Raw genomic sequence first — 15,206 nt, 5'->3', positions numbered from 1 at the left:
AATAAAAAGGAGCATTGATGTTCAGCGCCGATAGTTATCTACCCCATCTGTTCGCGGTCATCTGGTTCGCGCTCTGCTGGGGGGGATATACCCGCTATGCGATCTGGAAGGGGCGCGATACCCCCTGTCTGGCCAGCATCATGCACCTCTATCGCGAGGACTGGATGCGCCGTCTGCTGCTGCGTGACAGCCGCATCGCCGATGCCAGCGTGATCGGCAGCCTGGAGCGCAGCGCTTCCTTCTTCGCCTCCAGCACGCTGATTATCCTCGCCGGCATTCTCACCGTGCTGGGTTCGTCCGAGCGCGCGGTTTCCCTGCTGGCCGAGCTGCCCTTCGTCCAGGTGGCCAGTCGTGAGCTCTCCGAAATCAAGCTGCTCTGCCTGAGCGTGGTGTTCGTCTATGCCTTCTTCACCTTCACCTGGTGCATGCGGCAGTACAACTTCGCGGCGGTGCTGGTCGGCGCCGCGCCCATGGTGGGCGAGCGGCATGTCACCGAGCAGGAGCGCAAGGCTTTCGCCGAGCGTGTTGCACGGGTCATCTCGCTGGCGGCCAACCAGTTCAACTTCGGTCTGCGCGCCTACTATTTCGGCCTGGCCATGCTGGCCTGGTTCATCAACCCCTGGGTGTTCATGCTGCTCACGGCGGGCGTGGTCATCGTGCTGTATCGCCGGGAGTTCCACTCCGAGGTGCTGGAGGTGATGGTCTATACACCGACCCCACCGCTGGTGCCCCTGAAGGAAGAGAAGTGATTCCCCCCTGCAAGCAGGTCTCCCGATGAAACGGCTGCTGGCCAACCCCTATCTGCTGCTCACCCTGGCGTCGCTGTTCTGGTCGGGAAACCTGGTGATGGGCCGCGGGCTGCGCGCCGACCTGCCGCCGGTGGGGCTGGCGTTCTGGCGCTGGACCACCGCCTTCCTGCTGGTCCTGCCGCTCGCCCTGCCGCACCTGCGCAGCCAGTGGCCGGCCCTGCGTGCCGGCTGGCGGGCGGTACTCCTGCTCGGCGTGCTGGGCGTCGGCGGCTACAACACCTTCTCCTATATCGCCCTGCAGTACACCACGGCGACCAGCGCCATCCTGCTCAACTCCTTCATTCCTGTGGCGACCATCGCCTTGGCCTTCCTGTTCTTCGGCAAGCGCCTCAGTCGTCAGGAGGCTCTGGGCGTGGCCGTCTCGCTGACTGGGGTGATGATCCTGGTGGCCCAGGGCAGTATCGACACCCTGCTGGCCCTCAGCCTGAACATTGGCGATCTGTGGATGCTCGCGGCGGTGCTGTCCTGGGGGCTCTATACCGTGGGCCTGCAGTGGCGGCCGCAGGGCGTGCATCCGATGCTGCTGCTTGGCGCATGCATTGCCGTCGGCCTGCTGGCCCAGGCGCCGGTCTACGCCTGGGAGATCGCGGCGGGACGCTCGATCGTGGTCAATGCGCAGTCCATCGGCGGCATCCTCTACGCGGGCGTGGTGGCGGCCTTCCTCGGCTTTCTCTGCTACAACGCGGGTGTCGCTGCCATCGGGCCGGCGCGGGGCTCGCTGTTCATCCACCTGATGCCGGTGTTCGGCACCATCCTCTCGGCGCTGCTGCTGGGCGAGCGGCCGCAGCTCTACCATCTCGCCGGCATCGCCCTGGTCTTTGCGGGGATCGCGCTGACCATGCGCCGCCCGGCCGTGGCCAGGGGGGCAACGCTGCCAGCCGGCGAATCCCGGCCCTGAGCGGTTCCTGGCTCAGGGCCGGGCGATTTCCTCGCCTGCTGCTTCGCGCGGCAGCAGCAGGTCGAGGAGGATCGCCGTCAGGCCACCGGTGGTGATCGCCGAATCGAACAGGTTGCGTACGATCTCGGGCATCTGCAGTAGCAGTTGCGGTTGTGCGGCGATGCCCAGGCCGACACCGAGGGAGGCGGCGACGATCAGGATGTCGCGGCGGTTCAGGGCGCTGCGGGCGAGTATGCGGATGCCGGCGGCGGCGACGCTGCCGAACATGATCAGGGTGGCGCCGCCCAGCACCGGCTTGGGAATCTGCTGCAGCAGCGCACCGAGCACCGGGAACAGGCCGAGGGTGAAGAGAATGGCACCGATGTACAGGCCGACATGGCGGCTGGCCACACCGGTCATCTGGATCACCCCGTTGTTCTGCGCGAAGGTAGTGTTGGGAAAGGCGCCGAGGCTGGCGGCGATCAGGCAGCTGACGCCGTCGCCGAGCACGCCGCCCTTGAGCCGGCCCAGGTAGGCCGGGCCGGAGAGCGGCTGGCGCGACAGCAGGCAGTTGGCGGTGAGGTCGCCGACCGTCTCGATGGTGCTGATCAGGTAGACCAGCGCCACCGGCACGAAGGCCGCCCAGGCGAAGTCGAAGCCGTAGCGGAAGGGCTGCGGCAGGCTGACAGGTGGCAGCTCGGGCAGCGGCTGTGGCACGAAGCGGCCGCAGAGCCAGGCCGCCAGGCTGCCAAGGGCGAGGGCCACGATGATCGCCGACAGGCGTACCCAGGGTCGCGGCGAGCGGTTGAGCAGGACGATGGTCAGCAGCACCAGCGCACCCAGGGCGAGATTGCCCGGCGCGCCGAAGTCCGCGGCACCGAAGCCGCCACCGATATCGGTGATGCCGACCTTGATCAGGCTGACGCCGATCAGGGTGATGACGATGCCGGTGGTCAGCGGGCTGATCACCCGGCGCAGCTGGCCGATGAAGCGGCTGAGGACGATCTGCACGAAGGCGCCGAGAAAGCACACGCCGAAGATCAGCGCGAGGCTCTCCTCGGGGCCGCCGCCGCGGTTCCTAGCCAGCAGGCCGGCGGCAAGCACCGCGCCGAGAAAGGTGAAGCTGGTGCCCTGCAGGCAGATCATTCCGGCGCCGATGCCCAGCGGCCGCCAGGCCTGGAGAAAGGTACCGATGCCGGAAACCAGCAGCGCCATGCTGATCAGGTAAGGCAGCTGTGCGCCGAGGCCGAGTGTCGCGCCGATCACCAGCGGCGGGGTGATCACCCCGACGAAGCTGGCGAGGATGTGCTGCAGGGCGGCGAACAGCGCCGCAAGCGGGGCGGGGCGGTCATCCAGACCGTAGATCAGTTCGGCGGGGGACTGCTCTTGCATGACGGCATCGACCTCGGGCGAAGGGACGCAAGAATACGGGCACGGAAACGACAATGCCCGCATCCTGCGATACGGGCATTGTCAGCGGTGGCCGCCAGGACCGCCAGCCTTTCAAGGAAGGGCGACTCAGTCTTCCAGCGGACCCATGGCAGTGGTGTTGAAGCCGCCGTCGACATACAGGATCTCGCCGCTGATGCCCGAAGCCAGGTCGGAGCAGAGGAAGGCGCCGGCATTGCCGACCTCCTCGATGGTCACGTTGCGGCGCAGCGGGGTCTGGCGCTCGTTGGCGGCGAGCATCTTGCGGAAGCTGGCGATGCCGGAGGCGGCCAGGGTGCGGATCGGGCCGGCGGAGATGCAGTTGACGCGGGTGCCTTCCGGGCCGAGGCTGGCAGCCAGGTAGCGCACGCCGGCCTCCAGGCTGGCCTTGGCCATGCCCATCACGTTGTAGTTGGGCATGGTGCGTTCGGCGCCCAGGTAGGACAGGGTCAGCAGGCTGCCGTTGCGGCCCTTCATCATCTCGCGGCCGGCCTTGGCCAGGGCGACGAAGCTGTAGGCGCTGATGTCGTGGGCGATCTTGAAGCCTTCGCGGGTGGTGACGTCGGTGAAGTCGCCGTTGAGCTGATCGCCCGGGGCGAAGCCGACCGAATGGACGATGCAGTCCAGGCCATCCCACTTCTTGCCCAGCTCCTCGAAGACCTTGGCGATGTCCTCGTCGTTGGCCACGTCGCAGGGGAAGCACAGCTCGGGACTGGAGCCCCAGCTGGCGGCGAACTCCTCGACGCGGCCCTTGAGCTTGTCGTTCTGATAGGTAAAGGCCAGTTCGGCACCTTCGCGGTGCATCGCGGCGGCGATACCGGAGGCGATGGACAGTTTGCTGGCGACGCCGACGATCAGTACGCGCTTACCGGCGAGAAATCCCATGGATCAGTTCCTCTTCTAGTTAATCGGCGCTGCCGGGTGCCAGGAAGGCGGCTTCCAGCAACTGCCGTGTATAAATATGTTGCGGGTCGGCGAAGATGTCCCGCGCCGGCCCCTGTTCGACCACCTGTCCCTGTCTGACCACTATCAGCTGGTGACTGAGCGCCTTGACCACCGCCAGGTCGTGGCTGATGAACAGGTAGGTCAGCTCGTACTTGCGCTGCAGCGAGCGCAGCAGCTCCACCACTTGGCGCTGCACCGTGCGGTCGAGCGCCGAGGTGGGCTCGTCCAGCAGGATCAGCTCCGGCTTCAGCACCAGCGCCCGGGCGATGGCGATCCGCTGCCGCTGTCCGCCGGAAAACTCATGCGGATAGCGGTGACGGGTTTCCGGGTCCAGGCCGACCTCCCGAAGCGCTTCGACGATCGCCAGCTCCTGCTCGGCCGGCGTTCCCGGGCCATGGATGCGCAGGCCCTCGCCGACGATCTGGCCCACCGACATGCGCGGGCTGAGACTGCCGAAGGGGTCCTGGAAGACCACCTGCATTTCCCGTCGCAGCGGGCGGATCTCGCGCTGCGACAGGCCGTTCAGGGGCTGGCCGCGGAAGCGGATCGAGCCCTGGCTGGAAAGCAGGCGCAGGATCGCCATGCCGAGGGTGGATTTGCCGGAGCCGCTTTCGCCGACGATGCCCAGGGTCTGTCCCCGGTGCAGGGTGAAGCCGATGCCATCCACCGCCTTCACATGGTCGACCGTGCGGCGCATCAGGCCCTTCCTGATCGGGAACCAGACACGCAGATCCTCGACCTCCAGCAGCGGCTCGCCGACTGGGTTGTCCGCCGGTTCGCCGCGAGGTTCCGCACCGAGCAGTTCCTGAGTATAGGGGTGCTTCGGCGCATGGAAGATTTCCTCGCAGCCGGCCTGTTCGACGATGCGACCGCCGCGCATGACACAGACCCGCTGGGCGGTGCGCCGCACCAGGTTGAGGTCGTGGGTGATCAGCAGCAGCGCCATGCCCAGGCGGGCCTGCAGGTCCTTGAGCAGCTCGAGGATCTTCAACTGCACGGTGACGTCCAGCGCCGTGGTCGGCTCGTCGGCGATCAGCAGCTCCGGCTCGTTGGCCAGGGCCATGGCGATCATTACCCGCTGCCGCTGGCCGCCGGAGAGTTCGTGGGGATAGGCCTTGAGGCGCTTGTGCGGTTCGGGAATGCCGACCAGCTCGAGCAGCTCCAGGGTGCGTGCGGTGGCGGCGGCGCCGCGCAGGCCCTTGTGCAGGGCGAGGACCTCGTTGATCTGCTTCTCGATGCAGTGCAGCGGGTTCAGCGAGGTCATCGGCTCCTGGAAGACCATGGCGATGCGGTTGCCACGGATGCCGCGCAGCTGGCGCTCGTCGAGCTTGAGCAGGTCCTGCCCGGCGTAGCGGATGCTGCCGGCCGGGTGGCGGGCCAGCGGATAGGGCAGCAGGCGCAGGATGGAGTGGGCGGTGACCGACTTGCCGGAGCCGCTCTCGCCGACCAGGGCCAGGGTTTCGCCCCGGCGGATGTCGAAGCTGACGCCTTCCACCACGCGCTGCACCCGATCGCCGCCGACGAACTCGACCGCCAGGTCGCGGATCTCGATGAGGTTCTGCGAATCGTTCATCTCACTTCCTAGGATCGAAGGCATCGCGCGCCGCCTCGCCGATGAACACCAGCAGGCTGAGCATCAGCGCCAGCACCACGAAGGCGCTGATCCCCAGCCAGGGCGCCTGCAGGTTGGCCTTGCCCTGGGCGACCAGTTCGCCGAGGGACGGCGCGCCGGGCGGCAGGCCGAAGCCGAGGAAGTCCAGGGCGGTGAGGGTGCCGATGGCGCCGGTGAGGATGAAGGGCATGAAGGTCATGGTCGAGACCATGGCGTTGGGCAGGATGTGGCGGTACATAATCGCGCCGTTGCCCATGCCCAGGGCGCGGGCGGCGCGCACGTACTCCAGGTTGCGGCCGCGCAGGAATTCGGCGCGTACCACGTCGACCAGGCTCATCCAGGAGAACAGCAGCATGATGCCCAGGAGCCACCAGAAGTTCGGCTGCACGAAGCTGGCCAGGATGATCAGCAGGTAGAGCACCGGCAGGCCGGACCAGACCTCCAGGAAGCGCTGGCCGAGCAAGTCGACCCAGCCGCCGTGGAAGCCCTGCAGGGCGCCGACGAGGACACCGATGAGCGAGCTGAGCAGGGTCAGGGTAAGGGCGAACAGCACCGAGATGCGGAAGCCGTAGATCACCCGGGCGAGCACGTCGCGGCCCTGGTCGTCGGTGCCCAGCCAGTTGACCCCCGATGGCGGCGCCGGCGCCGGAACGCTCAGCTCGTAATTGATGCTCGAATAGCTGAAGGGGATCGGCGGCCAGAGCATCCAGCCGTCCTTCTCGGCGATCAGGTTCTGGATGTAGGGGCTCTTGTAGTTGGTGCTCAGCGGGAATTCGCCGCCGAAGGTGGTTTCCGGATAGCGCTTGAGCACCGGGAAGTACCAGCCACCGTCATAGTGCACGACCAGCGGCCTGTCGTTGGCGATCAGCTCGGCACCGAGGCTGGCGACGAACAGCGCGAGGAACAGCCAGAGCGACCACCAGCCGCGCTTGTGCGCCTTGAAGAGTTCCAGACGGCGCCGGTTGAGGGGAGTCAGCTGCATCTTCAGCTCTCCCGGCTTTCGAAGTCGATGCGCGGATCGACCAGGGTGTAGGTGAGATCGCCGATCAGTTTCACGACCAGTCCCAGCAAGGTGAAGATGAAGAGGGTGCCGAACACCACCGGATAGTCGCGGTTGATCGCCGCCTCGAAGCTCAGCAGGCCCAGGCCGTCGAGGGAGAAGATCACCTCGATCAGCAGTGATCCGGTGAAGAACAGGCCGATGAAGGCCGACGGGAAACCGGCGATGACGATCAGCATGGCGTTGCGGAACACGTGTCCGTAGAGCACGCGGTTCTTCGATAGGCCCTTGGCGCGGGCGGTGACCACGTACTGCTTGTTGATCTCGTCGAGGAAGCTGTTCTTGGTCAGCAGGGTGAGGGTGGCGAAGTTGCCGATCACCAGCGCGGTCACCGGCAGGGCCAGGTGCCAGAAGTAGTCGAGGATCTTGCCGCCGAGGCTGAGTTCGTCGAAGTCGTTCGAGGTCAGCCCGCGCAGCGGGAACCAGTCGAAGTAGCTGCCGCCGGCGAACAGCACGATCAGCAGGATGGCGAACAGGAAGGCGGGGATCGCGTAGCCGACGATGATCGCCGAGCTGGTCCAGACGTCGAAGGCGCTGCCGTGGCGAACCGCCTTGGCTATCCCTAAGGGAATGGACACCAGGTACATGATCAGGGTGCTCCACAGCCCCAGGGAGATCGATACCGGCATCTTCTCGAGGATCAGGTCGACGACCGTGGCGTCGCGGAAGAAGCTCTCGCCGAAGTCCAGCTTCAGGTAGCTGGTCAGCATCAGCCAGAAGCGCTCGTGGGCCGGCTTGTCGAAGCCGTACATGCGCTCGATCTCGGCGATCAGCTCCGGGTCCAGGCCTTGGGCACCGCGGTAGTGGGAGCTGCCGGCGGAAACCTCGCTGCCGCCGCCGGAGATGCGCCCGGTGGCACCGCCGGCAGCCGCTTCGAAGCCTTCCAGCCTGGCGATGGCCTGCTCCACCGGGCCGCCGGGTGCGGCCTGGATGATGACGAAGTTGAGCAGCAGGATGCCGAGCAGAGTCGGCACGATCAGCAGCAGGCGGCGCAGGATATAGGCGAACATCTCAGCGCTCCGTGGCTGCCGGCGCGTTCGGAGTGGTGGTTGCCTCGGCCTTGCTCCACCAGGTATACAGGCCGATGTCGTAGCGCGGGGTCACCTTCGGGTGAGCGAGGCGATTCCAGTAGGCCACCCGCCAGGTCTTGATGTGCCAGTTGGGCACCACGTAGTGGCCCCACAGCAGCACCCGGTCCAGCGCCCGGGTATGGCTGATCAGGCGGTCGCGGGTGTCGGCCTGGACCAGGCCGTCGACCAGGCGGTCGATGGCCGGGTCCTTGAGGCCGATGAAGTTGCGGCTGCCCGGGTTGTCGGCGCTGACCGAGTGCCAGTATTCGCGCTGTTCGTTGCCGGGCGAATTGGACTGGGAGAAGCCGCTGACCATCATGTCGAAGTCGCGCGAGCGCAGGCGGTTGATGTACTGGGAAACATCGACCCGGCGGATTTCCAGGTTGATCCCGAGATCGGCGAGGTTGCGCTTGTAGGGCAGCAGGATGCGCTCGAAATCGGCCTGGGCGAGGAGGAACTCGATGCGCACCGGCTGGCCGCCGGCATCCAGCATGCGGTCGCCCTCGACCCGCCAGCCGGCCTCCTGCAGCAGCTGGTAGGCGCGCCGCTGCTGGTCGCGGATGATGCCGCTGCCGTCGCTGACCGGCGGACGGAACTCGTTGTTGAAGACCTCCGGCGGAATCTGCGCGCGCAGCGGCTCGAGGATCTTCAGCTCGGCTTCGTCGGGCAGGCCGCGGGAGGCCAGCTCGGAGTTGTCGAAGTAGCTGCGGGTGCGGGTATAGGCGCCGTTGAACAGCTGGCGGTTGGTCCACTCGAAGTCGAACAGCAGGGCCAGGGCCTCGCGCACCCGGCGGTCCTGGAACAGCGGCCGGCGGATGTTGAAGATGAAGCCCTGCATGCCGGTCGGGTTGTTGTTGGCGATCTCTTCCTTGACCAACTGGCCGTTCTTGACCGCGGGAACGTCGTAGGCGGTCGCCCAGTTCTTCGCGCTGGTTTCCAGCCAGTAGTCGAACTGCCCGGCCTTGAGCGCCTCCAGGGCGACGGTGTTGTCGCGGTAGTAGTCGATCTGCACCGCATCGAAGTTGTAGAAGCCGCGGTTGGCTGGCAGATCCTTGCCCCACCAGTCCTTGACCCGCTCGTAGCGGATGCTGCGCCCGGCCTGGACGTCGGCGATCCGGTACGGACCGCTGCCCAGCGGCGGCTCCAGGCCGGATTTTGTGAAGTCGCGGCTGGCCCACCAGTGCTTGGGCAGCACCGCCAGTTGGCCGAGGATCAGCGGCAACTCGCGGTTGCCGGCATGCTTGAAGTCGAAGCGCACCCGGCGCTCGTCCTCGGCGACCGCCTGGCTGACATCGGCGTAGTAGGCGCGGTACATCGGCGCGCCGTCCTTCATCAGAGTCTCGAAGCTGAACACCACGTCCTCGGCGGTCACCGGATGACCGTCGTGGAAGCGCGCCTCGGGGCGAAGGTGGAAGCGCACCCAGCTGTTGTCCGGCGCCCGCTCGATCTTCTCGGCGAGCAGGCCGTATTCGCTGAAGGGCTCGTCCAGGCCGTGGCGGGTCAGGGTGTCGTAGACCAGGCCGATCTCGTCGGCGGCGACGCCCTTGTTGATGAAGGGGTTGAGGCTGTCGAAGCTGCCGAAGCCGGCCTGGCGCAGGGTGCCGCCCTTGGGGGCGTCCGCTTCGACATAGTCGAAGTGCCGGTAGTCGGCGGGGTATTTCGGCGCCTCGCCATAGAGGGTCAGGGCATGTTGCGGCGCGGCCTGGGCCAGGCCGGCCAGGCCGAGCAGCAGGCTGCCGCCGGCGGCGAGCAGGAAGGAGCGCAGTGGACGCGTCATCGGTCGTTCTCCGTGGACTTCAGCCACCAGGCGCGCAGGCCCAGGGTGTAGGGGGGCGTGGTGACGAAGGCGAACCGGTTGCGGTACGCCAGGCGGTGATGATTGCTGTACCAGTTCGGGATGCTGTAGTGCTGCCAGAGCAGGACACGGTCGAGGGCGCGGGCGGCGGCGACCTGCTGCTCCCGGGTCTGCGCTGCCAGAAGGTTCTCCAGCAGGCTGTCGACCACTGGGTTGGCGATGCCCGCGTAGTTCTTGCCGCCCTTCACGCCGGCCTGGCTGGAGTGAAAGTAGAACCATTGCTCGAGGCCAGGGCTGAGAGTCTGCGGCAGGGTCATCAGGACCATGTCGTAGTCGAAGTGGTCCAGTCGATGCTTGTACTGGGCGCGATCCACGGTGCGCAGCTGCGCCTCGATGCCGAGACTGGCGAGGTTCTCGCTATAGGGCTGGAGGATGCGTTCGAGACCGGGATTGACCAGCAGGATCTCGAAGTGCAGCGGCTGGCCGCGGGCATCGACCAGCTGCTGGCCGGAGAGTTTCCAGCCGCCCTCGCCGAGCAGGGCGAGGGCGCGGCGCAGGGTGTCGCGCGGGATACCGTGGCCGCCGGTCTTTGGCACTGGGAAGGGCTCGCGGAACAGGCGTTCGGGCAGTTGCTGGCGATGCCTGGACAGCAGCAGCCATTCCTCGCCTTCGGGCTTGCCGGTGGCAGAAAACTCGCTGTTCGGGTAGTAGCTCTCGGCACGCCGGTAGGCGCCGTGGAACAGGGTGCGATTGGTCCATTCAAAATCGAACATCAGCCCCAGGGCCTCGCGCACCCGGGGGTCGGCGAACGGGCTGCGCCGGGTGTTCATGAACAGCGCCTGGGTCTGCGTCGGAATCCGGTGCGGGATCTCGGCGCGGATCACCTGTCCCGTTTCCACGGCCGGAAAGCGGTAGCCGCCGGCCCAGTTCTTCGCCTGGCGCTCGATGTAGAAGTCGAAGTGCCCGGCCTTGAACGCCTCGAAGGCGACGCCGCTGTCGCGGTAGAAGTCCACTTCCACCCGGTCGAAGTTGTACTTGCCGCGGTTGATCGGCAGCTTCGCGCCCCACCAGTCCTTGACCCGCTCGAACAGCAGACGACGGCCCGGCTGCACCCGGACGATGCGGTAGGGGCCGCTGCCCAGCGGCGGCTCGAAGGTGGTGGCCTTGAAGTCGCGGCCCTTCCAGTAATGGCGGGGGAGCACCGGCAGCTCGCCGAGGCGCAGGATCAGCAGCGGGTTGCCGGAGCGCTTGAAGACGAAGCGGATGCGCTGGCGCCCGAGGACGTCGACCCGCTGCACCTCGCGCAGCTCGTTGCGGTAGTGGGGGTGGCCTTCCTGACTGAGCAGGCGGTAGGAGAAGGCCACGTCCTCGGCGGTGATCGGCTTGCCGTCGTGGAAGCGGGCTGCCTTGTGCAGATTGAACACCACCCAGCTGCGGCTCTCGTTGTACTCGACGGACTCGGCAATCAGGCCATAGCTGGAGGCGGGCTCGTCCCCGGAGGGGTCGTATCTCCCGGAACCGGCCATCAGCGGCTCGTTCAGCTCGCTGATGCCGTACTGGAGGAAATCGGCCGTCGCCGCCGGGCTGGTACCCTTGAGGCTGTAGGGATTCAGCGTGTCGAAGGTGCCGAGGGCCATCAGGCGCAGCGTACCGCCCTTGGGGGCCTTGGGGTTGACCCAGTCGAGGTGGCGGAAATGGGCGGGATACTTGAGCGCGCCGAACTGGGCGTAGCCATGGCTTTCGGTGATGCGTGCGGCCGCCGGCGCACTCGCGAGCAGACTGAGCAACAGCAGGCAAAGGGGACGCATCGATGGGGGGGTCCGATCCGTGGCGACTTCTGGACATTCGGGCCGCTACAGTAACAGCTTGTCAGTCTTGGAAAAAGCTTGTGCCGCCGGGGGCTTGGGCGCATTCACCGGGCCGCCTGGCCGCCAAGGCCCGCAGGCCTTGGCGGCCAGGCGTTGCTGGATGCTATCAGTTTGCCAGGAAGAGGGTCAGGGTCTGACCCGGGCGGATGGTCCGGCCGTTCAGGGAGTTCCAGCGCTGCAGCGTCTTGGTGTCGACCTGGAAGCGTTGGGCGATGCGATAGAGCGAGTCACCCTTGCGCACCTTGTAGTAGGTCACCGACTGGCGCTTCCTGGCAGTGGCTGCCTTCCGGGGGGGCTCTTCCTCCTCCAGGGCCAGCATCCGTGCGGCGCTGGGCGGCGTGGTGGCCTGCTGCAGGGTGAAGGTCCGGTGCAGTTCCGGCCGGCGCGGACGGGGGGCGCCGGGGTTGGCGGCCAGACGCTGCTGGCGCCATGCAGCCAGCTGCTCGGGGCTGCGGCCCAGGCTGAGCTGCAGCCGCTCGGCCTTTTCGGCCGGCACCAGCAGGTACTGGGGGCCGTCCAGGGTGATGCCGCGCTTGTAGGCCGGGTTCAGCCGGAGCAGCTCGCCCTTGTCGATGCCGGCCATTTCGGCGAGGCGCGACAGCTGCATGCTGCCGCCGATTTCCACCCGGTCGAAATAGGGTTCGTTGGCGATCGGGCTCAGGCTGATGCCATAGGCCTCGGGGGTGTTGATCACCTGGGACAGGGCCAGCAGCTTGGGCACGTAGTCCTGGGTTTCCTTGGGCAGGGGCAGGTTCCAGTAGTCGGTGGGCAGGCCGAGCCGGCGGTTGCGCTCCATGGCCCGGCTGACCGTGCCCTCGCCGGCGTTGTAGGAGGCCAGGGCGAGCAGCCAGTCGCCGTTGAACATCTCGTGGAGCCGGGAGAGGTACTCGATCGCCGCCTGGGTGGAGGCGGTGATGTCGCGGCGGCCATCGTACCACTGGGTCTGGTGCAGGTTGTAGTCGCGACCGGTGGCGGGAACGAACTGCCAGAGGCCCACCGCATGGGCGCGGGAGTAGGCGAGGGGGTTGTAGGCGCTCTCGATGACCGGCAGCAGGGCCAGCTCCAGCGGCATCCCGCGTTCTTCCAGACGCTCGACGATGTAGTGGATGTAAAGCGCGCCGCGTTCGCTGACCTTGTCGATATGCGCCGGATTGCTGACGAACCACAGGCGCTGGCGTTCGATGCGCGGGTTGACGCCGATCTCATCCTGCAGCGCGAAGCCTTCGCGCATGCGCGTCCAGATGTCCTGGGGCTGCGGGGTGGCAGCCTGGTTCAGCCACTGGGTTTCGCGCTTGGGCTTCGCGGCCAGGCGTGCATATTCGTCATCGTTGCGCTCGCCGGTGCTCTGGCAGCCTGCCAGGGTCGCGGCCAGGAAGATGACGATAAATGGAGTGCGCCGCGCCAATATGCCCGGGGCAACATCCTTGTTGAAGGGTGAGTTTGACATGGGCGGATAAGGGGTCCGGGCAAAAAAGTGGGCCGATTCTAGGAAGCACCCCGAAGGGGGGTCAACCCGTCGGGGACTTTCAAACTGTAGGCGGCTACCTAGAAATTGTCCTTCCATCCCCGCAATTCAGCGAAAACTTGATCTGGGTCAATGGATGCCCGGCCACTGCGGCGGGCCATCTTTTCTTTAATGGAGGTTTCCCCGGTGCGCAGGAAGGGGTTGGTGTCCCGCTCCAGGGCCAGGTTCGACGGGAGGCTGCTTCGCCCCGCAGCGCGCCAGGCGCTCACCTCGGCCAGGCGCCGGGCGATGGCCGGGTTGTCCGGCTCCACGGCCTGGGCGAAGCGCAGATTGCTCAGGGTGTATTCATGGGTGCAGTACACCAGGGTCGCCTCGGGCAGCCCGGCCAGGCGGCGCAGCGACTGGTGCATCTGGCTCGGCGTGCCTTCGAAGAGACGTCCGCAGCCGGCGGCGAACAGGGTGTCGCCGCAGAACAGCCAGGGCTGCGCGGCATCGTGGAAGTAGGCGATGTGGCTGCGGGTGTGGCCCGGCACCTCGAGCACCCTGAAGGTGCAGCCGAGGACTTCGATCCGTTCGCCGTCGCGCAGCCTGAGATCCACTGCCGGGATGCGCTCGTCGTCGGGGCCCAGCACCCGGGCCCCGGTCGCCTGCCTGAGGGTTTCCACGCCGCCGATGTGGTCGGCATGATGGTGGGTGATCAGGATGTCGGTGAGCTGCCAGCCGGGGTTCGCCTCCAGCCAGGCGAGCACCGGGGCGGCCTCGCCGGGGTCGACCACGGCGAGGTGCCGGCTGGCCGGGGCCTGCAGCAGCCAGATGTAGTTGTCCTGGAAGGCGGGGAGTGCGTCGATCCGTACCATGCTGTGTTCGCGGGTTTCCCGGTATCGTCGTCGGGCGTTTCCCGCATTCTCCTGTCGAATGTGTCCATCAAGAAGGGAATGCGCCGCCTGGTCCGGTCCGGCGGTGGCATTCGCCGGGGCGTGTTGACGCTGGCGGTCGCTAAACTTAAAAGAATCCGTTTCATCTTAGACCGAGCGTATGCACGCAGGGAGCCTTCATGACCGACCAACCCTTCGCCCACGCCGATCCCCAGTGGCTGTCGCTGATGAGCGACGCCCGCGACTGGTTCGCCACGCCTCTGGGAGAGCAGATGCTGCAGGAAGAGCGGCGTCTGCTCAAGGAGGAGCTGGCGCGCTTCTTCGGCGGCTATCTGGTGCACTACGGTCCGCCGGGCGACTTCGAGGGGGCGGGGCAGATCCGCTGCTGCGTGCGCCTGGGGGCGCCCTTGCCGGGGGTGCAGATCGTCTGCGAGGAGCAGGCCTGGCCGCTGGCCGAGCACGCCGCCGACGTGGTGGTGCTGCAGCATGCCCTGGACTTCAGCCTGTCGCCCCATGCGCTGCTGCGCGAGGCGGCGCGCAGCGTGCGTCCCGGCGGCCATCTGCTGGTGGTCGGCATCAATCCGCGCAGTCTCTGGGGGCTGCGCCGCCATTTCGCCGGCGATGTCCTGCGTCAGGCCCGCTGCATCGGTCCCAGTCGGGTCGGCGACTGGCTGGCGCTGCTCGGCTTCGCACTGGAGAAACGCCGCTTCGGATGCTATCGTCCGCCGCTTTCATCCAGCGTCTGGCAATCCCGCACCGCGCGTCTGGAACCCTGGGGCGAGTCCTGGCGGATGCCGGGCGGCGGCTTCTACCTGCTGGTGGTGCGCAAGCTAGTGGTCGGCCTGCGGCCGCTGCCGCAGACGCGCCGGGAGCCCATCGGCAAGCTGCTGCCGCTGCCGGTGGTCAAGGTCAGCCGGCGCGAGTCTGAACATGGAGCCTGAGTGAGCGACAAGGTCGAAATCTATACCGATGGTGCCTGCAAGGGTAATCCCGGTCCGGGGGGCTGGGGCGCCCTGCTGGTCTGCCGCGGCGTCGAGCGTGAGCTCTGGGGCGGCGAGGCGGAAACCACCAACAACCGCATGGAGCTGACCGCGGCGATCCGCGCGCTGGCCGAACTCAAGCGGCCCTGCGAGGTGCAACTGACCACCGACTCCGAGTATGTGATGCGTGGCATCCAGGAGTGGTTGCCGAACTGGAAGAAGCGCGGCTGGAAGACCGCCGCGCGCCAGCCGGTGAAGAACGCCGATCTCTGGCAGCAGCTCGACGAGCAGGTCAACCGCCATCAGGTCAGCTGGAGCTGGGTGCGCGGGCATACCGGCCATCCCGGCAACGAACGCGCCGACCTGCTGGCCAACCGTGGCGTCGCCGACGCCCGGACGCAGAAGAAGCACAGCGTCTAGAC

13 protein-coding genes are annotated in these 15,206 nt (G+C 66.9%); 4 read left to right on the top strand and 9 right to left on the bottom strand.

Annotated features, from left to right (window positions below; translation table 11 throughout):
• Nucleotides 1-17 precede the first annotated feature (17 nt).
• Nucleotides 18-749: a DUF599 domain-containing protein gene (locus EV691_RS00330; protein WP_131298048.1), complete on the top strand. Its 732-nt coding sequence runs from the start codon at nt 18-20 to the stop codon at nt 747-749.
• A 25-nt stretch (nt 750-774) separates the two neighbouring features.
• Nucleotides 775-1,707, top strand: a complete 933-nt coding sequence (locus tag EV691_RS00325; RefSeq protein ID WP_131298050.1) for a DMT family transporter — start codon at nt 775-777, stop codon at nt 1,705-1,707.
• A gap of 12 nt (nt 1,708-1,719) precedes the next feature.
• On the opposite strand, the gene EV691_RS00320 is transcribed toward EV691_RS00325, so the two are convergent.
• The 9 genes from EV691_RS00320 to gloB form a co-directional block, all read right to left on the bottom strand.
• On the bottom strand, nt 1,720-3,078 hold the full coding sequence (locus tag EV691_RS00320; protein WP_131298052.1) for a uracil-xanthine permease family protein: 1,359 nt from the start codon (nt 3,076-3,078) through the stop codon (nt 1,720-1,722).
• 126 nt (nt 3,079-3,204) lie between these two features.
• Nucleotides 3,205-3,999 (bottom strand): enoyl-ACP reductase FabI, encoded by a 795-nt coding sequence (gene fabI / locus EV691_RS00315; protein WP_131298054.1) that lies wholly within the window; start codon nt 3,997-3,999, stop codon nt 3,205-3,207.
• A 19-nt stretch (nt 4,000-4,018) separates the two neighbouring features.
• Nucleotides 4,019-5,632 (bottom strand): ABC transporter ATP-binding protein, encoded by a 1,614-nt coding sequence (locus EV691_RS00310; RefSeq protein ID WP_131298056.1) that lies wholly within the window; start codon nt 5,630-5,632, stop codon nt 4,019-4,021.
• Nucleotide 5,633: 1 nt separating this feature from the next.
• The gene (locus EV691_RS00305; RefSeq protein WP_039803722.1) at nt 5,634-6,653 is read right to left on the bottom strand and encodes an ABC transporter permease; all 1,020 of its coding nucleotides are present in this window, start codon (nt 6,651-6,653) and stop codon (nt 5,634-5,636) included.
• 2 nt (nt 6,654-6,655) lie between these two features.
• Nucleotides 6,656-7,741 carry a microcin C ABC transporter permease YejB gene (locus EV691_RS00300; RefSeq protein WP_039803724.1) on the bottom strand — a complete coding sequence of 362 codons (1,086 nt, stop codon included), beginning with the start codon at nt 7,739-7,741 and terminating at the stop codon, nt 6,656-6,658.
• Between the two features lies 1 nt (nt 7,742).
• Nucleotides 7,743-9,578, bottom strand: a complete 1,836-nt coding sequence (locus tag EV691_RS00295) for an extracellular solute-binding protein (RefSeq protein WP_131298058.1) — start codon at nt 9,576-9,578, stop codon at nt 7,743-7,745.
• On the bottom strand, nt 9,575-11,404 hold the full coding sequence (locus tag EV691_RS00290) for an extracellular solute-binding protein (protein ID WP_131298060.1): 1,830 nt from the start codon (nt 11,402-11,404) through the stop codon (nt 9,575-9,577). The genes EV691_RS00295 and EV691_RS00290 overlap by 4 nt, the downstream gene beginning before the upstream one ends.
• A 166-nt stretch (nt 11,405-11,570) precedes the next feature.
• A complete protein-coding gene (locus tag EV691_RS00285; protein ID WP_131298062.1) occupies nt 11,571-12,911 on the bottom strand; it encodes a lytic transglycosylase domain-containing protein in 1,341 nt (446 codons plus the stop codon).
• Between the two features lie 98 nt (nt 12,912-13,009).
• Entirely contained in the window at nt 13,010-13,786 is a 777-nt protein-coding gene (gene gloB, locus EV691_RS00280; protein WP_089168330.1) for a hydroxyacylglutathione hydrolase, read from the bottom strand.
• Nucleotides 13,787-13,983: 197 nt separating this feature from the next.
• Between gloB and EV691_RS00275 the strand changes: the two genes are divergently transcribed.
• Together EV691_RS00275 and rnhA are read left to right on the top strand one after the other, a co-directional pair.
• A complete protein-coding gene (locus EV691_RS00275) occupies nt 13,984-14,745 on the top strand; it encodes a class I SAM-dependent methyltransferase (protein WP_039803732.1) in 762 nt (253 codons plus the stop codon).
• Nucleotides 14,746-15,204 carry a ribonuclease HI gene (gene rnhA, locus EV691_RS00270; RefSeq protein WP_131298064.1) on the top strand — a complete coding sequence of 153 codons (459 nt, stop codon included), beginning with the start codon at nt 14,746-14,748 and terminating at the stop codon, nt 15,202-15,204.
• Nucleotides 15,205-15,206: the final 2 nt, after the last annotated feature.

Source organism: Azotobacter chroococcum (assembly GCF_004339665.1).
GTDB lineage: Bacteria > Pseudomonadota > Gammaproteobacteria > Pseudomonadales > Pseudomonadaceae > Azotobacter > Azotobacter chroococcum.
Note: the sequence above shows the minus strand (reverse complement) of the source record. Positions and strands in the feature narration are given on the sequence as shown.